The following is a 19072-nucleotide window of genomic DNA, read 5'->3' as shown; positions in this document are numbered from 1 at the left end:
GAATAATCGCCGCATGAGCGATCATCTCGTGCAGCAAGGGGAGCCCGTGTCCGCGACCGCCGTCGACGCCGGCGGTCGCGGACAGTACGGCCGAGGCGTTCATGGTGCCCGGCCTCGCCGCACCGCCCGGCCTCGCCAGGGCGGCGAGGACGAGCGGGGCCGGCGCCGCGTCGGCGGCCCGGAGCCCGAGGGCCTCCGTTTCTTCGGTACGACCTGGGTCGGCCACGACCGCGGCTACGCGGTCCGGCGTGCCGGCGTCTCCGCGGGCGCGCTGGCCGCCACGGTCGCCGCCTGCCTCCTCCTCCGCTTCGCCTACGAGGGCCTGCGAAGCGCGGCGGTGGGATTCTTCGTGCACGCACTCGTCGTGGTGGTGTTCGCGGTGTGCGGCGCCATCGCCTTCCAGAGCACCTGGGACGGCTTCCGGCGCCGCCCGGCCGACCCGGTCCGCGAGGAGGCCCTGCGTGGCGTCAGGACGGTCGGCTTCATCGGCTCGCTGCTCGCGTACTTCCTCCGTTCCCTGACCGAGGCCCCCGGCGAGGGCCTGCGCCGCCGCGAATACGCGACCGCCCTGACCCGGCACGAACGCCGCCGTGGCCACCGCGTGGCGGCGACCGGGAGACCCGACGCCGAGCAGCACGGGCGCGTGTAGGGCACCGCACCCACCGCCTCCGGACTCGCCACCGCCCTGCCGGAGAGCAAGGGGCCCGCCGCGCGGGCGCGGCGGATGCGCGACGGGGGCACGTGCCTTGACGGCGAGGGTTCACCACGCCCATTATTCATCACATGATGAATTACTCCGAGGCTGCCGTCCGAGCCCGGGGCCTCACCGTGCGGCGTGCCGACCGAACGGTTCTGCGGGGACTCGACTTCGCCGTACCGTCCGGCCGGATCACCGGGCTCCTCGGCCCCTCCGGATGCGGCAAGTCGACCCTCATGCGGGCCGTCGTCGGCACCCAGGCCAAGGTCACCGGCACCCTCGACGTCCTCGGCCGGCCCGCGGGCCACGCCGCGCTGCGTGCCCGGATCGGCTATGTCACCCAGGCCCCCTCCGTCTACGACGACCTCACCGTCCGGCAGAACCTGGACTATTTCGCCGCCGTGCTCGACCCCGGTCGCGCTCGGCGCCCCGCCCGCCGCGACGCAGTCGTCCGCGCCATCGCCGACGTCGACCTCACTCCCCACGCCGACGCGCTCGCCGGGCGGCTCTCCGGCGGCCAGCGCAGCAGGGTCTCCCTCGCCGTCGCGCTGCTCGGCGCGCCCGAACTGCTGGTCCTGGACGAACCGACCGTCGGGCTCGACCCCGTACTCCGCCGCGACCTGTGGGCACTCTTCCACCGCATCGCGGCCGAGCGCGGCACGACGATCCTCGTCTCCTCCCATGTCATGGACGAGGCCGAACGCTGCCACCGGCTCCTGCTCATGCGCGAGGGCGAACTCCTCGCCGACGACACCCCGGACGCCCTCCGCGCCCGTACGCACGCGGAAACCGTCGAAGCGGCCTTCCTTCACCTCGTCGACGAGGCCGCCGCCCTCCAGGGGAGCACCCGATGACCACCGGACCCACGCCCCCGGAACCCACCGGACCGACGCACACCGGCCGTACGGCCACCGACGGCACACCTGCGCCCGCCGCCGATCCCGTGCCCGCCACCGACCCCACGCTCACGTCCACGGTGACCCGCGCACCGGCCACGGCCCCGGCGGATGACCCGGCCGCTCCCGCTCCCGCCGCCGCGCCCCCGCCCCCACCCCCACCCCCGAGCACGTACCCCTCCCCGTTCTCCGGCGCCCGCACCCTCGCCACGGCCACCCGCGTCCTGCGTCAGCTGCGTCACGACCCGCGCTCCATCGCGCTGATGATCCTCGTCCCCTGCGTGATGCTGTTCCTGCTGAGGTACGTGTTCGACGCGAACCCCCGCACCTTCGACTCCATCGGCGCCTCACTGCTCGGCATCTTCCCGCTGATCACGATGTTCCTGGTGACCTCGATCGCCACCCTGCGCGAACGCACCTCGGGCACCCTGGAACGCCTCCTCGCCATGCCGCTCGGCAAGGCCGACCTGATCGGCGGCTACGCCCTCGCGTTCGGCCTGATCGCCGTCGTCCAGTCCGCCCTCGCCACCGCTCTGGCGACCTGGGTCCTCGGCCTGGAGGTCATCGGATCGCCGTGGCTGCTCCTGCTGGTCGCGCTGCTCGACGCCCTGCTGGGGACGGCCCTCGGCCTGTTCGTCTCGGCCTTCGCCTCGTCCGAGTTCCAGGCGGTGCAGTTCATGCCGGCGGTGATCTTCCCGCAACTGCTGCTGTGCGGCCTGTTCACGCCGCGATCCGCCATGCACCCCGTCCTGGAGGCGGTCTCCGACGCCCTGCCCATGTCGTACGCCGTCGACGGGATGAACGAGGTCCTGCGCCACGCGGACGTCACCGGCGCCTTCGTCCGCGACGCGCTGGTCGTGGCCGGCTGCGCCGGCCTCGTCCTCGCCCTGGGCGCGGCGACGCTCCGCCGCCGTACGGCGTAGAACGCGGCACCGCGGCGCGGGCGCCCCGCGGAGGGCTCCCGTCACCCGCGCGCCCGCCACCCGCCACCCGCGCGCCCTCCGCCCACGAGCTCCCCGAGCCCGCGCGCCCCGCCGTATCGCGTACCGTCCTGCGGACACCTCGGCCCGTCACCCGCCCTCGGTGCGAGGATGGGATACGGACGACAGCCGCCCGCCCCATCCCACCGACGAGGTGACCCCGAAATGCCCCAGACAGTCGCAGTCCTCGGCACCGGCAAGATCGGGGAGGCCCTGCTCAGTGGCATGATCCGCGCGGGCTGGCACTCCGCCGACCTGCTGGTCTCCACCCGCCGCGACGAACGCGCGGCGGAACTCCGCGACCGCTACGGCGTCGAGTCCGTCACCAACGCCGACGCCGCCAAGCGCGCCGACATCCTCATCCTCGCCGTCAAGCCGCAGGACATGGGCAGGCTCCTGGACGAGCTGGCCCCCCACGTCACCCCCGACCGCCTGGTCATCAGCGCCGCCGCCGGGATCACCACGGCCTTCATCGAGGGACGGCTCGCCACCGGCACCCCCGTCGTCCGCGTCATGCCCAACACGCCCGTCCTGGTCGACGAGGGCATGTCCGTCATCTCGGGCGGCAGCCACGCCCTCGCCGTCCACCTGGCCCACGCCGAGGAGATCTTCGGCGGAGTGGGCAAGACCCTGCGGGTCCCCGAGTCCCAGCAGGACGCCGCCACCGCGCTCTCCGGCTCCGGCCCCGCGTACTTCTACTTCCTGGTCGAGGCCATGACCGACGCGGGCATCCTGCTCGGCCTGCCCCGCGCCCAGGCGCACGACCTGATCGTCCAGGCCGCCGTCGGCGCCGCCGTCATGCTGCGCGACAGCGGCGAGCACCCGGTGAAGCTGCGCGAAGCCGTGACCTCCCCGGCCGGCACGACCATCAGCGCCGTGCGGGAGCTGGAGAACCACGGCGTACGAGCCGCCCTCATCGCCGCCATCGAAGCGGCCCGCGACCGCAGCCGCGCCCTGGCCACCGGCAACGGCTGACCGCGGCCGGCCGCCAAGTGCCGGGCGGCCCGGACGGCTGTGTCAGCGGACGGGCGGCAGCAGTCCGATGGCCACGTACGCCGCGTCGACCACCGGCCGGGCCATCGCCCGCGCCCGCTCGGCGCCTTCGCGCAGCACCGTGTCGACATGGCCAGGGTCGGCGGCCAGGGCCGCGTGGCGCTCGCGCAGCGGACGCAGCAGCTCGACGACGGCGTCCGCGGTGTCCTTCTTCAGCGCGCCGTACGAGTCGTACGCACCCGCCAGCTCCCGAGGATCCACGCCCTCGCCGAGACCGGACCGGCCCGGGCCCCCGCAGGCGGCGAGGATCTCCAGCAGGTTGGTCACGCCCGGTTTGGCCTCCCGGTCGTACACGACGTCCCGCCCGGTGTCGGTGACCGCCCGCATGATCTTCTTGCGCACCACATCGGCGTCGTCCAGCAGATGGACGGTCCCGGCGGACACACCGTGCGACTTCCCCATCTTCGACGTGGGGTCCTGGAGATCCATCACCCGCGCGGCCAGTGGCGGCCGGGTGGCCCTGGGCACGGTGAACGTGTCCCCGTACCGCCGGTTGAACCGTACGGCGAGGTCCCGGGTCAGCTCGACGTGCTGGGTCTGGTCCTCCCCGACGGGGACCTCGTGCGCGCCGTAGGCCAGGATGTCCGCGGCCATCAGCACGGGGTACGACAGCAGGGAGAACCGCACGCCGTCGCCGGCCGCCAGGGCCTCGGCGCTCTTCTCCTTGTACTGGATCATGCGCCGCAGCTCGCCGTCCGTCCCAGTGCACTCCAGCAGGTACGAGAGCCGTGTGTGCTCGTCCACATGGCTCTGCACGAATACGGTGCACAGCGTCGGGTCGAGCCCCGCCGCCAGGAACAGCGTGGCGACCTGCCTGGTGAGTCGGCGTACCCGGGCCGGATCGTGTTCGACGGTCAGTGCGTGCAGGTCCACCACGCAGAACAGCGCGTCGGCCCGGTGCTGGTCCACCTCGACCCACTGCCGCACTGCGCCGAGATAGTTGCCCAGCGTCAGATGGCCGGTCGGCTTGACTCCACTGAAGATCCGCGTCCGCGTCATTCCTGTCTCCTCACCCTGGTCCTCTGGTCCTTCCGGTCCGTGGACCGGCCGTTCGGACCCGCCGCCTCGAGCGACCGGACTCCCGGGAGGGAGAAACAACAACGGCCGCCGAGGCGGCGGCCGTTCAACGCATACGTGTCGGTGGGCCGCCGTCAGGCGGCCCACCACAGAAGTGCGCACGTACGCGAAGTCATGGCACCCAGACTAGTGCCGCGACCGGCAAGGTTTGCCCGTCAAGGAGCGGCGTCCGGTGCGTGTGATCGCAAGGCGGTCAGAAGTCCATGTAGCGGAGCTACCTGGGCTTGTGGCCAACGCGGCGAGCGCGCGTGCCGGGCGTCGCGACGGGGCAAACGTTGCCGGGAGGGGCACTAGCGCCGGACGCCCCAAGTTGACAGGCAGGACATGCGTCCGTAATGTGCTCCGGGCTGTTCGACGTGAGCGCTGGCCCTTGGTCGGTCCCCGAACAGCCATTCCGCAGGGCCACACGAGACGCAGCGACATCTGGTCGCTCTGTTTCGCGTGCGACCTTCGCGAAATGAGGAATCCGCGTTCGAAGGGACGCAGCTCCGCTCCGATTAGCTTCGGGGCCGGGTATTCCGCTAAAGTCTCACTCGCCGGAAGGGCCCAGGGCCTGGAAGGAACCCCCGCCGACCGGGAATCAGACCCGAAAGGATCTGATAGAGTCGGAACCGCCGGAAAGGGAAACGCGAAAGCGGAGAACTGGAAAGCGAAACCCCGCTCCGACGGGGAATCGGACACGAAAGAGTCTGATAGAGTCGGAGACACGAAATACCGAAGGGAAGCGCCCGGAGGAAAGCCCGAGAGGGTGAGTACGAAGGAAGCGTCCGTTCCTTGAGAACTCAACAGCGTGCCAAAAGTCAACGCCAGATATGTTGATACCCCGACCTTCCCCCAGCTTTGGGGTTGGGTTGAGGTTCCTTTGAAACACAACACAGCGAGGATGCTGTGGACCGTCCGGTCTTATTCCGGCCGACGGTTCCGCTCTCGTGTGTGTGAACCGGATGACCGGTGAAGCATTCACGGAGAGTTTGATCCTGGCTCAGGACGAACGCTGGCGGCGTGCTTAACACATGCAAGTCGAACGATGAAGCCTTTCGGGGTGGATTAGTGGCGAACGGGTGAGTAACACGTGGGCAATCTGCCCTGCACTCTGGGACAAGCCCTGGAAACGGGGTCTAATACCGGATATCACTTTTCCTCGCATGGGGGAGGGTTGAAAGCTCCGGCGGTGCAGGATGAGCCCGCGGCCTATCAGCTTGTTGGTGGGGTGATGGCCTACCAAGGCGACGACGGGTAGCCGGCCTGAGAGGGCGACCGGCCACACTGGGACTGAGACACGGCCCAGACTCCTACGGGAGGCAGCAGTGGGGAATATTGCACAATGGGCGGAAGCCTGATGCAGCGACGCCGCGTGAGGGATGACGGCCTTCGGGTTGTAAACCTCTTTCAGCAGGGAAGAAGCGTGAGTGACGGTACCTGCAGAAGAAGCGCCGGCTAACTACGTGCCAGCAGCCGCGGTAATACGTAGGGCGCAAGCGTTGTCCGGAATTATTGGGCGTAAAGAGCTCGTAGGCGGCTTGTCGCGTCGGTTGTGAAAGCCCGGGGCTTAACCCCGGGTCTGCAGTCGATACGGGCAGGCTAGAGTTCGGTAGGGGAGATCGGAATTCCTGGTGTAGCGGTGAAATGCGCAGATATCAGAAGGAACACCGGTGGCGAAGGCGGATCTCTGGGCCGATACTGACGCTGAGGAGCGAAAGCGTGGGGAGCGAACAGGATTAGATACCCTGGTAGTCCACGCCGTAAACGTTGGGAACTAGGTGTGGGCGACATTCCACGTCGTCCGTGCCGCAGCTAACGCATTAAGTTCCCCGCCTGGGGAGTACGGCCGCAAGGCTAAAACTCAAAGGAATTGACGGGGGCCCGCACAAGCGGCGGAGCATGTGGCTTAATTCGACGCAACGCGAAGAACCTTACCAAGGCTTGACATACGCCGGAAAACCCTGGAGACAGGGTCCCCCTTGTGGTCGGTGTACAGGTGGTGCATGGCTGTCGTCAGCTCGTGTCGTGAGATGTTGGGTTAAGTCCCGCAACGAGCGCAACCCTTGTCCCGTGTTGCCAGCAGGCCCTTGTGGTGCTGGGGACTCACGGGAGACCGCCGGGGTCAACTCGGAGGAAGGTGGGGACGACGTCAAGTCATCATGCCCCTTATGTCTTGGGCTGCACACGTGCTACAATGGCCGGTACAATGAGCTGCGATGCCGTGAGGTGGAGCGAATCTCAAAAAGCCGGTCTCAGTTCGGATTGGGGTCTGCAACTCGACCCCATGAAGTCGGAGTCGCTAGTAATCGCAGATCAGCATTGCTGCGGTGAATACGTTCCCGGGCCTTGTACACACCGCCCGTCACGTCACGAAAGTCGGTAACACCCGAAGCCGGTGGCCCAACCTCCTTGTGGGGAGGGAGCTGTCGAAGGTGGGACTGGCGATTGGGACGAAGTCGTAACAAGGTAGCCGTACCGGAAGGTGCGGCTGGATCACCTCCTTTCTAAGGAGCATCTCGGTTCCTCTTCGGGGGAATCCAGGGGCCAGTACATCAGCGAGTGTCTGATGCTGGTTGCTCATGGGTGGAACGTTGACTATTCGGCACGGTTTCTCTTGGTTTTGCTAGTACTGCTTCGGCGTGGAACGCAGGGTTGGGAGGGGTCGGGTCGGGCGCGCTGTTGGGTGTCTGAGGGTGCGGCCGTTGTGGTTGTCCTTCAGTTTGCCGGTCCCGGTGAAGCATCGCTTGTGGGTGGTGTGTGACGGGTGGCTGGTCGTTGTTTGAGAACTGCACAGTGGACGCGAGCATCTGTGGCCAAGTTTTTAAGGGCGCACGGTGGATGCCTTGGCACCAGGAACCGATGAAGGACGTGGGAGGCCGCGATAGGCCCCGGGGAGCTGTCAACCGAGCTGTGATCCGGGGGTGTCCGAATGGGGAAACCCGGCAGTCGTCATGGGCTGTCACCCGCTGCTGAACTCATAGGCAGTGTGGAGGGAACGAGGGGAAGTGAAACATCTCAGTACCCTCAGGAAGAGAAAACAACCGTGATTCCGGGAGTAGTGGCGAGCGAAACTGGATGAGGCTAAACCGTATACGTGTGAGACCCGGCAGGGGTTGCGTATGTGGGGTTGTGGGAGCGTGCTTGATCGGTCTGCCGGCCGGTCGGTGAGTCAGAAACCGTATGGGTAGGCGAAGGGCATGCGAAAGGCCCGGCGTAGAGGGTAAGACCCCCGTAGCTGAAATCTGTACGGCTTGCTTGTGCGTTTCCCAAGTAGCATAGGGCCCGAGAAATCCTGTGTGAATCTGGCGGGACCACCCGCTAAGCCTAAATATTCCCTGGTGACCGATAGCGGATAGTACCGTGAGGGAATGGTGAAAAGTACCGCGGGAGCGGAGTGAAATAGTACCTGAAACCGTGTGCCTACAAGCCGTGGGAGCGTCGCTGTGTGTGCTTGCACATGCAGTCGTGACTGCGTGCCTTTTGAAGAATGAGCCTGCGAGTTTGCGGTGTGTTGCGAGGTTAACCCGTGTGGGGGAGCCGTAGCGAAAGCGAGTCCGAATAGGGCGATTTTAGTAGCGCGCTCAAGACCCGAAGCGGAGTGATCTAGCCATGGGCAGGTTGAAGCGGAGGTAAGACTTCGTGGAGGACCGAACCCACCAGGGTTGAAAACCTGGGGGATGACCTGTGGTTAGGGGTGAAAGGCCAATCAAACTCCGTGATAGCTGGTTCTCCCCGAAATGCATTTAGGTGCAGCGTCGTGTGTTTCTTGCCGGAGGTAGAGCACTGGATAGGCGATGGGCCCTACCGGGTTACTGACCTTAGCCAAACTCCGAATGCCGGTAAGTGAGAGCGCGGCAGTGAGACTGTGGGGGATAAGCTCCATGGTCGAGAGGGAAACAGCCCAGAGCATCGACTAAGGCCCCTAAGCGTACGCTAAGTGGGAAAGGATGTGGAGTCGCAGAGACAACCAGGAGGTTGGCTTAGAAGCAGCCATCCTTGAAAGAGTGCGTAATAGCTCACTGGTCAAGTGATTCCGCGCCGACAATGTAGCGGGGCTCAAGCGTACCGCCGAAGTCGTGTCATTGCAGCATGAGGGCTAACGCCTGTTGTGATGGGTAGGGGAGCGTCGTGTGCCGGGTGAAGCCATGCTGGAAGGTAGTGGTGGATGGTTCACGAGTGAGAATGCAGGCATGAGTAGCGATTCACACGTGGGAAACGTGTGCGCCGATTGACTAAGGGTTCCTGGGTCAAGCTGATCTGCCCAGGGTAAGTCGGGACCTAAGGCGAGGCCGACAGGCGTAGTCGATGGATAACCGGTTGATATTCCGGTACCCGCTTTGAAGCGCCCAGTATCGAATCCATTAATGCTAAGGCCGTGAAGCCGCCCTGATCTCTTCGGAGTTGAGGGGAGTGGTGGAGCCGTCGAACCAAGGTGGTAGTAGGTAAGTGATGGGGTGACGCAGGAAGGTAGTCCAGCCCGGGCGGTGGTTGTCCCGGGGTAAGGGTGTAGGACGCACGGTAGGTAAATCCGTCGTGCATGTGTCTGAGACCTGATGCCGAGCCGATTGTGGTGAAGTGGATGATCCTATGCTGTCGAGAAAAGCCTCTAGCGAGTTTCATGGCGGCCCGTACCCGAAACCGACTCAGGTGGTCTGGTAGAGAATACCGAGGCGTTCGGGTGAACTATGGTTAAGGAACTCGGCAAAATGCCCCCGTAACTTCGGGAGAAGGGGGGCCATTCTGGGTGATCATCTTTACGGTGTGAGCTTGGGGTGGCCGCAGAGACCAGCGAGAAGCGACTGTTTACTAAAAACACAGGTCCGTGCGAAGCCGTAAGGCGATGTATACGGACTGACGCCTGCCCGGTGCTGGAACGTTAAGGGGACCGGTTAGCTGACTTTCGGGTTGGCGAAGCTGAGAACTTAAGCGCCAGTAAACGGCGGTGGTAACTATAACCATCCTAAGGTAGCGAAATTCCTTGTCGGGTAAGTTCCGACCTGCACGAATGGCGTAACGACTTCTCGGCTGTCTCAACCATAGGCCCGGTGAAATTGCAGTACGAGTAAAGATGCTCGTTTCGCGCAGCAGGACGGAAAGACCCCGGGACCTTTACTACAGTTTGATATTGGTGTTCGGTTCGGCTTGTGTAGGATAGGTGGGAGACTGTGAAGCCCGTACGCCAGTATGGGTGGAGTCGTTGTTGAAATACCACTCTGGTCGTGCTGGATGTCTAACCTGGGTCCGTGATCCGGATCAGGGACAGTGTCTGATGGGTAGTTTAACTGGGGCGGTTGCCTCCTAAAGGGTAACGGAGGCGCCCAAAGGTTCCCTCAGCCTGGTTGGTAATCAGGTGTTGAGTGTAAGTGCACAAGGGAGCTTGACTGTGAGACTGACGGGTCGAGCAGGGACGAAAGTCGGGACTAGTGATCCGGCGGTGGCTTGTGGAAGCGCCGTCGCTCAACGGATAAAAGGTACCCCGGGGATAACAGGCTGATCTTCCCCAAGAGTCCATATCGACGGGATGGTTTGGCACCTCGATGTCGGCTCGTCGCATCCTGGGGCTGGAGTCGGTCCCAAGGGTTGGGCTGTTCGCCCATTAAAGCGGTACGCGAGCTGGGTTTAGAACGTCGTGAGACAGTTCGGTCCCTATCCGCTGTGCGCGTAGGAGTCTTGAGAAGGGCTGTCCCTAGTACGAGAGGACCGGGACGGACGAACCTCTGGTGTGCCAGTTGTTCTGCCAAGGGCATGGCTGGTTGGCTACGTTCGGGAGGGATAACCGCTGAAAGCATCTAAGCGGGAAGCCTGCTTCGAGATGAGGACTCCCACCTCCTTGAGGGGGTAAGGCTCCCAGTAGACGACTGGGTTGATAGGCCGGATATGGAAGCCAGGTGACTGGTGGAGTTGACCGGTACTAATAGGCCGAGGGCTTGTCCTCAGTTGCTCGCGTCCACTGTGTTAGTTCTGAAGTAACGAACGGCCGTGTTGTTTTCCGGTGGTTGTTATCTTCATAGTGTTTCGGTGGTTATTGCGTGAGGGAAACGCCCGGTTACATTCCGAACCCGGAAGCTAAGCCTTTCAGCGCCGATGGTACTGCAGGGGGGACCCTGTGGGAGAGTAGGACGCCGCCGAACAATTGTTGTGGGTATGCCCCGTGTTGAAGGAGCCTTCTGGTTTCTTCGGTGCGGGGCATACCTGCGTTCACGGGGCATTGTCCGCCACTGCCCGGTCCACTCCTTCCCGTCGCGCGTCTGCTCACGTCGCGCGTCTACCCACCGGTAGCGAAGCGCTCTACGCTGTCCGGCCATGACAGACGCGCGGTTGCGGCACGGTCGGGCCTCTCTGGCGCTGAGCTTCCTTGCGCAAGGAGCGACTTTTGCCCTGCTCGTGACCCGCATCCCCGCCATTCAGGACCGGTACGGGATATCCGACGCGCTCCTCCCGGCCTTCCTCGCGGCGGTTCCCGTCCTCGCCGGGGCAGGCAGCGTCGTAGCCGAGAAGGTTGTCGCCCGGGTGCCGCCGGCTGTCGTCCTGCGCTGGTCGCAGCCCGTCGTCCTGCTGGCGTTGCTCGGTGTCGGGGCCGGCGACGCGTTGTGGCAGATCGCCGTCGCCCTCGGGGTGTTCGGGCTGGCGGTGGGTGGGCTGGACGCGTCGATGAACATGCTCGGGGTGAGTCTTCAACGCGCGTACGCGCGCAGCATCATGCTCGGATTCCACGCCGCGTACAGCCTGGGCGGGATCGCGGGGGCTTCTCTCGCCTGGGGCGGTGCGCACTGGGAGCTGTCGCTGCTCGTGTCGTACCTGCCGGTGGTGGCGGTGTTGCTGCCGGCCGCTCTCGTCGCCAGCCGTTGGTACGTCGACGGCCATACGGGGCAGCCGACGGCGAGTGGTGGCGGTGGTCGCGGCAGCGGCAGTGGCAGCGGGGAGACCGGCGCCTCCGTGCCGTTCCGGTTGTTGCTGCCGCTGTGTCTCGTGATGTCGTTCGCCTACATCGGCGACTCCACCGTCTCCAACTGGAGCGCCAAGTACCTCCAGGACGTGCTGGGCGGCTCCGAGGAGTTGGCGACCGTTCCCTACAACGCCTACATGGTCACCACCCTGTTGGGACGGGCGGTCGGGGATCTGGGGGTGCGGCGGTTCGGGCCGGTGGCCGTCGTGCGGGCCGGGAGTGTGCTGGCGGGGGCCGGGTTCGCCGTGGTGGCGCTGGCGCCCGGGGCCTGGACGGGGATCGTCGGGTTCACGATGCTGGGGCTCGGGTTGTGCGTGATCGTGCCGCAGACCTTCGCCGCAGCCGGGCGGCGGGCCTTCGAGGCGCACGGCCCGGCGGCCGGGGACGCGGCGGTGGCCCGGCTGAACATCTTCAACTACGTCGGGTTTCTGATCGGGTCGCCGCTGGTGGGCGCGCTCGGGGACGCGTGGAGTTATCGCGGAGCCATGCTCGTACCGATGGTGATGGTCCTGGTGACGCTCGGCTACGCCCGCTCGTTCGCGACCGGTCCCGCCCGATACGGTGGCGGGCATGAGCGGCCGCGCACGGTTGATGTGGGATGACGCAGTAACGGGATACGACTTCGGGTCCAGCCATCCGATGGATCCGGTGAGACTCGCGCTGACCATGGAGTTGGTGCGGGCGTTCGGGCTCGACCGGGTGGTGGATGTGGTCGCCGCGCCGGCCGTCGGGGACTCCACGCTCCGGCTCGTTCACCACCAGGCGTACGTGGACGCGGTGCGGCGGGCCTCGCGGGACCCTCGGGGTGCCGACCAGTCGTACGGCCTGGGCACGGTCGACGATCCGGCCTTCGCCGGCATGCACGAGACATCGGCTCTGATCGCCGGGCAGTCGGTCGGCGCCGCGGAGGCGTTGTGGCGTGGGGAGACCGCGCACGCGGTGAACTTCGCGGGCGGACTGCACCACGCGATGCCCGGCTCGGCGTCGGGCTTCTGCGTCTACAACGACCCGGCCCTGGCGATCGCGCGGCTGCTGGAGCTGGGCGCGGAGCGGGTCGCGTACGTCGATGTGGACGTCCACCACGGGGACGGTGTCCAGACGGCGTTCTGGGAGGATCCGCGCGTCCTGACGGTGTCGCTGCACGAGCATCCGCGCACGCTGTTCCCGCAGACCGGCTGGCCGGAGGAGACCGGAGCCGGGGCAGGGGAGGGCAGTGCGGTGAACGTGGCGCTGCCGGCCGGGACGGGGGACGGGGGCTGGCTGCGGGCGTTCCACTCGGTGGTGCCCGAACTGCTGGCGGACTTCCGGCCGGAGGTGCTGGTGACGCAGCACGGGGCGGACACCCACTTCGAGGACCCGCTGGCGCACCTGGCCGTGTCACTCGACGCCCAGCGGGCCGTGCAGGCGTCCTGCCACGACCTGGCGCACGACTACGTCGAGGGCGGCCGGTGGCTGGCGCTCGGCGGCGGCGGGTACGCGGTGGTGGACGTGGTGCCCCGGTCCTGGACACATCTGGTCGCGATCGCGGCGCACGCTCCGGTCGAGCCCGAGTCGGCGGTGCCGTCGTCGTGGCGGGACGCGGTGTACGCACGGACCCGGCAGCTCGCTCCCGGCCGGATGACGGACGGGCGGACGCCGGAGTGGCAGCCGTGGGACGCCGGATACGATCCGGCGGACCGGCTGGACCAGGCGATCCTGGCGGCACGCAAGGCGGCGTTCCCGTTGCGGGGGCTCCTGGCGTGAGGGACCCGTGAGGACCTGTGAGAACCGATGTGCGGGCGGGCCGAGGCGCGGCGTACGGCCGGAATGTTCCTACGGGCCACGGAACCCGGACCCCGGCGCGTGGCGCGTGGGGTGCGGCGCGTGGCGTGCGGAGTTGTGAAGCGCGGGGCGTCGCCTCGTTACGCCAACCGTGCGGCGTCTCCGTCGTTCCGCCCTCCCGCCCTTTTCCCGACCGGCAGGATCAGCAGGGTGTTGAGCACCGGAGCGCTGCGGGCGCATCTGCTGGCGGCCAGGCTGGCCGGACCCGTGGCGACCTCGCGCGAGGCGAGTCTGCGCAGTTACCGTCTTTTCGCGGCCCGTGATCCTCGTGTGATGCTCGGACTCGATCCGGAACGGGCATGGGGAGAACGGGACTTGCTCGGCCTGATGGCCGACAAGTGCGGAGTCTCGGGCGATCCCGGCCATGTGTCCGGGCCCGATGTCATCGATCCCGAGCGGACGCTGACCGCGCTGGACGCGTTCGCGCGGCGGTTGCGGGGGGTGATGGCGAGGGGCGCCCCGGTGCTGTTCGGGACCGGGCATCCGCACCGGCTGCTGGAGTTCTACGCAGGTCTGGCAGACGCTTTGTCGGCGGCGGGCTGTGTTGTCCTCACCCCGGCGCAGGGGCGATGTATCGACATAACGACGCGGTTCGGGGTACGCACGTACGCCCTCGACTACGTACGGGGGGTCGCGCTGGTGCGGGAACCGGGGGTGGTGCACGCCGGGAGTGCGACCGGCGCGCACACACATTCGCCGCTGCCGGTACGGGTCGCCCTGGAGGGTCTGGCGGAGGCCGGCGGGCCGCTCCCCGAGTTGGTCGTCGGGGACCACGGCTGGGTCTGCGGGGCAGGTCAGCTGGGCATTGAGGCCATCGGTCTGGCCGATACGGACGACCCCGCGCTGTTCGTCGGAGAGGCGGAGGGACGGGTGTCGGTGGCCGTGCCGGTCGATGACGCCGTGCGGTCCGCTTACTACCGCCCGCTTACTCGCTATGTACTCAATCGGGCGTGTCTGTCACAGTAGCGGGCCGATGGCTGCTCCTCTTCCCCACTCGCATCACCCGCCCCTACTCTGGGTGTGAGCGCACAGCGACGAAGAGTCACCGGAGGGGAAGCCGGTGGCCGTCGTGTGCGGAAGGTACAGGTGGGTCATGGCTGCTGGCAGCGAGAGGCCTCTCAACGAGGTCAAGTTCCTTACCGTGGCGGAAGTCGCCGCGGTGATGCGAGTGTCGAAGATGACCGTGTACCGCTTGGTGCACAGCGGTCATCTGCCGGCGATCCGGGTGGGGAGGTCATTCCGGGTGCCGGAGCAAGCGGTTCACGAGTACCTCCGCGTGTCCTTTGTGGGGGTGGAATCGGCCTAGTGCCCCTCCCGGCGGCACTGGGACGGGGCAGCGACGTCCCGCGGATTACGTCCCTCACTCGGCGGCGGGTAGGCTAGGCCGACGTAGGTCGTGTGGGCCCAGACGCCCCGCACCGAGTGAAGAGAAGTGAGCGAGGGTAGTCGTGGGCTCTGTTATCAAGAAGCGGCGCAAGCGGATGGCCAAGAAGAAGCACCGCAAGCTGCTCAAGCGCACCCGCGTTCAGCGTCGCAACAAGAAGTAAGCGGCAGCTGTTCGTGCATTCGCGGCCCTCCCACCGGCACGGTGGGAGGGCCGCGGTGTTGTCGTCGGGTGTCGCCGTGTCGCCGTGGGCGCTGCCGCGGTGCCGGGCGGAGAGCCGCGTGCCGGCCCCGGCCGCGTGACAGCCGGGTGGAGGAGCGCGGTCTCCTGACGGCGGGCCGCGGCAGGGGCGCGGGGTCCGGCTCTGTTCGGCCGAATCGGCCCGTGGCGCGGCGTACGGTCACCCCGGCGCGATATCGAGCGGTTACGGTGACCCCGCTACGGTGAGGCCGTGGCCGGAACGAGGGAAAGGCGCTGATCGTGGGCAAGGTCGTGCTCGTGACCGGGGCGGCCCGGCAGCTCGGAGGCCGTTTCGTACGGCGTGTGGGACGTGCGCCCGGGGTGGACCGGGTGATCGCCGTGGACGCCGTTCCGCCCGAGCACGATCTGGGTGGCGCGGAATTCGTCCGGGTGGACATCCGCCGGCCCGCCATAGGGCGGGTGCTGGCCGAGCACGCGGTCGACACCGTCGTCCACATGGATGTGACGGGCACTCCGCTGGGCACCGGTGGCCGGGCGGCGGTCAAGGAGACCAATGTCATCGGCACGATGCAGCTGCTGGGCGCCTGCCAGAAGTCACCGGCCGTGCGGCGGCTGGTGGTGAAGTCCAGTACGAGCGTGTACGGCTCGGCGCCGCGCGATCCGGCGGTCTTCACCGAGACCACCGTGCCGAAGTCGCTGCCGAGCGGCGGATTCGCCAAGGACACGGTGGAGGTCGAGGGGTACGTACGGGGTTTCGCGCGCCGTCGGCCCGACGTGGCGGTGTGCGTGCTGCGGTTCGCCAACATCCTGGGCGCCTCGGCGGACTCCCCGCTGGCCGAGTACCTCTCCCTGCCCGTCCTGCCGACGGTCTTCGGCTACGACCCGCGCCTTCAGTTCGTCCACGAGGACGACGTCGTGGAGGTGCTGCTGCTGGCGTCGGACGAGCCGAGGCGTGCCACGCTCAACAGCGGGACGTTCAATGTCGCGGGTGACGGCGTGCTGCTGCTGTCGCAGTGCTCGCGGCGGCTGGGGCGGCCCACGGTGCCCGTGCCGCTGCCGGCCGTGAATTGGGTGGGCACGGCGCTGCGCACGGCCGGGGTGAGCGACTTCTCGCCGGAGCAGATCCGGCTGCTGACCCATGGGCGGGTCGTCAGTACGGTCCAGATGCGGGAGACACTGGGGTTCGAACCCGCGTACACGACCGCGGAGGCGTTCGCGGACTTCGCGCGCGGTCAGGGGGACGGGCTGCTGCCGCCCGAGACCGTGGCCCGTACGGTCGACCGGCTCTCCACCCTCGTCAGCAAGGAGCTCATCCGACATGGCTGATGCCAAGGTCATTCCCTTCGGTGAGGAGCCGAGGGCGAGGCGTGGGTCCGCCGGTGGCCGGCGGACCCACGCCAAGGACGGTGCCGTGAAGCGCCCGCAGGGGCCTGGACAGGCCCAGGGGGCGGGCCGGAAGCCCGGTCCGCTGGTGCCCGTACCGGAGCCGGAGCCGGGCGTGGACACGGGTGCCGGGGCGGCCGACGAGGCCGTCGGCGTCGGCGCGGGGGCGGAGGGCGCCCCCGGCCGGGGCGTACGGGACGGACAGGACGCCGGGCACGGGCGGGGAGCCCGGGACGCCCGGGAAGCGCGTGACGGTGCGTCGGGCGCGTCAGGAGGGCCGTCGGCGTCGGGAGAGTCCGCGGTCGGCGCGGCCGCCCTGGAGGCCGCGGAGGCGCTGGAGGGGACCGGGGCGGGCGGTCTGCCGGCCGGGCGGGGACCGGACGACGGGAGCGACTGGGAGCGGCGGCTCGCGGGCGGCCTGGCGTTCCTGCGCCGACGGCTCACCGGTGACTACGAGGTCGACGAGTTCGGGTACGACGAGGAGCTCACCGACCAGGTCCTGATGTCGCTGATCCGGCCGCTCTACGAGAACTACTTCCGGGTCGAGGTGAAGGGCGTCGAGAACATCCCGTCGGAGGGACCGGCGCTCGTGGTGGCCAACCATTCGGGGACGCTGCCGATGGACGGGCTGATGATGCAGGTCGCCGTGCACGACCACCATCCGGCGGAGCGGCATCTGCGCCTGCTGGCCGCGGATCTGGTGTTCGTGCTGCCGGTGGTCAACGAACTGGCGCGCAAGGCCGGGCACACCCTGGCGTGTACGGAGGACGCGGAGGCGCTGCTGGGCCGGGGAGAGGTCGTCGGGGTGATGCCGGAGGGCTTCAAGGGGCTCGGCAAGCCGTTCGGCGAGCGGTACAAGCTCCAGCGGTTCGGGCGGGGCGGGTTCGTCTCCACGGCGCTGCGGGCGGGGGCGCCGATCGTGCCGTGCTCGATCGTGGGGGCGGAGGAGATCTACCCCATGCTCGGTAACTCGCGGACGCTGGCGCGGCTGCTGGGGTTGCCGTACTTCCCCCTCACGCCGACGTTCCCGTGGCTGGGGCCGCTGGGCGCGTTGCCGCTGCCGACGAAGTGGACGATCCAGTTCGGGGAGCCGATCGCGACGGACGGCTATCCGCCGGAGGCGGCGGAGGACCCGGTGCTGATGTTCAACCTGACGGACCAGGTGCGGGAGCAGATTCAGCACACGCTGTACAAGCTGCTGGTGCAGCGGCGGTCGGTTTTCTTCTGACGGCCGTCTGCCGCGGGCCGTTTTCCGCGGGTCGTTTTCTGAAAGGCCCGCGGGCGCGGCGGCGCGGCGCCGCCCGGTGGGGGAGCGCCGCGCCCGTTCCGCTACTGGTCCGAGTCGCCGGACCTGAGACCGAGGCCGGGCAGCAGGTCCGGGAGCAACGGCGGGATCGTGATGTCCGGGGCCGGGCCTCCCTGGTGTTCGTCGGTCTCCTTGTTCTCGGAGGGCGACGGGGGGACGCTGTTCGCCGGGGGATCGAAGAGGCCGCCGGTGCTGCCGCCGAGCAGGCCTTCCTCCGGTGTGCCGGCCGAGTCGGGGGCCGAGGGCTCGGCGGGTTCGCGCCGTTCGGGCCGGTGGGGGCGGCTGTCGTCGGTGTGGCTGGGCGACGAGGACACGGGCCGCTCCTCCGGCGGGCCGGACCCGGGGGCGCTCTGGGAGGAGCCCGGGGGCGTCACGTCCTTGTGTGTCTCCGGGGGGCGTGGCAGCAGTGACCGGAGCGGTGCGACCTCTTCGTCTATGGCGTCGAACACCGAACTCACCTCGTCGCCGACGTCGGTCAGCTGGACCGGGAGCCGGTCGCGCAGCCCGTTCCACGTCTGGCGGTGGGAGCTGGAGAACGAGGAGAGCGTGGCGATCGGGGCGATCGAGCCGTCCTTGTCGTATGCCTGGCGGAGCAGCCGGTGGCCCTCGGTGACATCGCGCTTCATCCCGCTGAGCGTGCGCCGGATCTCCGTCAGGGACTCGTGGTCGAGCTGCCCGGAACGGTCGCGCTCCATCAGCCGACGGGCCTCGCCGAGGCGGGTCGAGGCGTGGTCGAGGTAGAGCTCGCCCCGGTCGGACTCACCGTCCGCCAGGTTGAGCTTGAAGTCCTCCATGCCGCGCTTGAGCTGGTACAGCGAATCACCGGGCAGGGCGTCCGAACTGGCAGCGGCCACCCCGCCGAAGGCGCCCGCGGCCACACCGACCGTGAGCCCGCCGGCGGCGATTCCCTTGGACCAGCGGGATTTCGGGCGCAGCTTCCGCAGGGGCGAGGCGCGGTGGGTGTTCCGGGCAGAGGTCCGCTGCTCGGGCACCGTAGGGCCCGGGGATCCGTCCGTGGTGGCGGACCCCTCCCGTTCTCGCAGCATGGTTTCCATGGCGGCCACGAGTTGGGCTCGTTGCACCACCTTGGCCTCGGGGTCCAGCGTGGGCTTCGGCAGTTCACCGAGGCCGCGTGCCAGGGCCAACAGCCGCCCCTGTTCGGCCGGTTCGGCCGACTCGGCGGGCTGTTCGGCCGCCGCGCCCTGGACCTTCTCGTCTTCCAGGGCCTGGGCGAAGGCGTTCGCCCGCCGGTGTGCCGAAACGTTCGCGATCACTGGCGGCACCTCCTCTCGTCATGACGATCGACTCCCCCGGGGGCCGGATGGTTGCGCGCCCCGCACACAACC

13 protein-coding genes and 3 rRNA genes are annotated in these 19072 nt (G+C 67.8%); 14 read left to right on the top strand and 2 right to left on the bottom strand.

What is annotated here, in order from left to right:
• The first annotated feature begins 13 nt into the window (after positions 1–13).
• The 4 genes from ACU6P3_RS14450 to proC all read left to right on the top strand — a co-directional run bounded on the left by ACU6P3_RS14450 (position 14) and on the right by proC (position 3548).
• On the top strand, positions 14–649 hold the full coding sequence (locus ACU6P3_RS14450; protein ID WP_447197459.1) for a hypothetical protein: 636 nt from the start codon (positions 14–16) through the stop codon (positions 647–649).
• A gap of 134 nt (positions 650–783) precedes the next feature.
• The gene (locus tag ACU6P3_RS14445; protein ID WP_447197458.1) at positions 784–1551 is read left to right on the top strand and encodes an ABC transporter ATP-binding protein; all 768 of its coding nucleotides are present in this window, start codon (positions 784–786) and stop codon (positions 1549–1551) included.
• Positions 1548–2516, top strand: coding sequence for an ABC transporter permease (locus tag ACU6P3_RS14440; protein ID WP_447197457.1), 969 nt, complete (start codon positions 1548–1550; stop codon positions 2514–2516). Before ACU6P3_RS14445 ends, ACU6P3_RS14440 begins: the two co-directional genes overlap by 4 nt.
• A gap of 222 nt (positions 2517–2738) precedes the next feature.
• On the top strand, positions 2739–3548 hold the full coding sequence (gene proC / locus ACU6P3_RS14435; RefSeq protein ID WP_344285233.1) for a pyrroline-5-carboxylate reductase: 810 nt from the start codon (positions 2739–2741) through the stop codon (positions 3546–3548).
• Positions 3549–3590: 42 nt separating this feature from the next.
• On the opposite strand, the gene trpS is transcribed toward proC, so the two are convergent.
• Positions 3591–4625: a tryptophan--tRNA ligase gene (gene trpS / locus ACU6P3_RS14430; protein ID WP_447197456.1), complete on the bottom strand. Its 1035-nt coding sequence runs from the start codon at positions 4623–4625 to the stop codon at positions 3591–3593.
• Positions 4626–5662: 1037 nt separating this feature from the next.
• On the opposite strand from trpS, the gene ACU6P3_RS14425 reads away from it, so the two are divergent.
• The 10 genes from ACU6P3_RS14425 to ACU6P3_RS14380 all read left to right on the top strand — a co-directional run bounded on the left by ACU6P3_RS14425 (position 5663) and on the right by ACU6P3_RS14380 (position 17648).
• Positions 5663–7189, top strand: a 16S ribosomal RNA gene (locus ACU6P3_RS14425).
• Between the two features lie 307 nt (positions 7190–7496).
• Positions 7497–10620: ribosomal RNA gene (locus ACU6P3_RS14420) — 23S ribosomal RNA — on the top strand.
• A 79-nt stretch (positions 10621–10699) separates the two neighbouring features.
• Positions 10700–10816, top strand: a 5S ribosomal RNA gene (rrf, locus tag ACU6P3_RS14415).
• The 16S, 23S and 5S rRNA genes sit together here, the layout of an rRNA operon.
• Positions 10817–10988: 172 nt before the next feature.
• Positions 10989–12233 (top strand): MFS transporter, encoded by a 1245-nt coding sequence (locus tag ACU6P3_RS14410; RefSeq protein WP_447197455.1) that lies wholly within the window; start codon positions 10989–10991, stop codon positions 12231–12233.
• Positions 12202–13374: an acetoin utilization protein AcuC gene (locus ACU6P3_RS14405; protein WP_447197454.1), complete on the top strand. Its 1173-nt coding sequence runs from the start codon at positions 12202–12204 to the stop codon at positions 13372–13374. Before ACU6P3_RS14410 ends, ACU6P3_RS14405 begins: the two co-directional genes overlap by 32 nt.
• 228 nt (positions 13375–13602) lie before the next feature.
• Complete coding sequence (locus tag ACU6P3_RS14400; RefSeq protein WP_447197453.1) at positions 13603–14418, top strand: phosphatase; 816 nt, start codon at positions 13603–13605, stop codon at positions 14416–14418.
• Between the two features lie 127 nt (positions 14419–14545).
• A complete protein-coding gene (locus ACU6P3_RS14395) occupies positions 14546–14758 on the top strand; it encodes a helix-turn-helix domain-containing protein (protein WP_158712231.1) in 213 nt (70 codons plus the stop codon).
• A 142-nt stretch (positions 14759–14900) separates the two neighbouring features.
• On the top strand, positions 14901–14999 hold the full coding sequence (locus ACU6P3_RS14390) for a 30S ribosomal protein bS22 (protein WP_003948845.1): 99 nt from the start codon (positions 14901–14903) through the stop codon (positions 14997–14999).
• A 317-nt stretch (positions 15000–15316) separates the two neighbouring features.
• Positions 15317–16363 carry an NAD-dependent epimerase/dehydratase family protein gene (locus tag ACU6P3_RS14385; protein WP_447197452.1) on the top strand — a complete coding sequence of 349 codons (1047 nt, stop codon included), beginning with the start codon at positions 15317–15319 and terminating at the stop codon, positions 16361–16363.
• Positions 16356–17648, top strand: a complete 1293-nt coding sequence (locus ACU6P3_RS14380) for a lysophospholipid acyltransferase family protein (RefSeq protein ID WP_447197451.1) — start codon at positions 16356–16358, stop codon at positions 17646–17648. Before ACU6P3_RS14385 ends, ACU6P3_RS14380 begins: the two co-directional genes overlap by 8 nt.
• Before the next feature lie 101 nt (positions 17649–17749).
• Here the strand turns inward: ACU6P3_RS14380 and ACU6P3_RS14375 are convergent, their stop codons facing one another.
• Positions 17750–19000 (bottom strand): DUF5667 domain-containing protein, encoded by a 1251-nt coding sequence (locus tag ACU6P3_RS14375; RefSeq protein WP_447197450.1) that lies wholly within the window; start codon positions 18998–19000, stop codon positions 17750–17752.
• Positions 19001–19072: the final 72 nt, after the last annotated feature.

It is taken from the genome of Streptomyces hebeiensis (genome assembly GCF_052983195.1).
Note: the sequence above shows the minus strand (reverse complement) of the source record. Positions and strands in the feature narration are given on the sequence as shown.

What these genes read in the sequence shown, in the direction of transcription:
- ACU6P3_RS14450 (WP_447197459.1), top strand. Translation starts at nt 14, where the DNA reads ATGAGCGATCATCTCGTGCAGCAAGGGGAGCCCGTGTCCGCGACCGCC.
- ACU6P3_RS14445 (WP_447197458.1), top strand. Translation starts at nt 784, where the DNA reads ATGATGAATTACTCCGAGGCTGCCGTCCGAGCCCGGGGCCTCACCGTG.
- ACU6P3_RS14440 (WP_447197457.1), top strand. Translation starts at nt 1,548, where the DNA reads ATGACCACCGGACCCACGCCCCCGGAACCCACCGGACCGACGCACACC.
- proC (WP_344285233.1), top strand. Translation starts at nt 2,739, where the DNA reads ATGCCCCAGACAGTCGCAGTCCTCGGCACCGGCAAGATCGGGGAGGCC.
- trpS (WP_447197456.1), bottom strand. Translation starts at nt 4,625, where the DNA reads ATGACGCGGACGCGGATCTTCAGTGGAGTCAAGCCGACCGGCCATCTG.
- ACU6P3_RS14410 (WP_447197455.1), top strand. Translation starts at nt 10,989, where the DNA reads ATGACAGACGCGCGGTTGCGGCACGGTCGGGCCTCTCTGGCGCTGAGC.
- ACU6P3_RS14405 (WP_447197454.1), top strand. Translation starts at nt 12,202, where the DNA reads ATGAGCGGCCGCGCACGGTTGATGTGGGATGACGCAGTAACGGGATAC.
- ACU6P3_RS14395 (WP_158712231.1), top strand. Translation starts at nt 14,546, where the DNA reads ATGGCTGCTGGCAGCGAGAGGCCTCTCAACGAGGTCAAGTTCCTTACC.
- ACU6P3_RS14380 (WP_447197451.1), top strand. Translation starts at nt 16,356, where the DNA reads ATGGCTGATGCCAAGGTCATTCCCTTCGGTGAGGAGCCGAGGGCGAGG.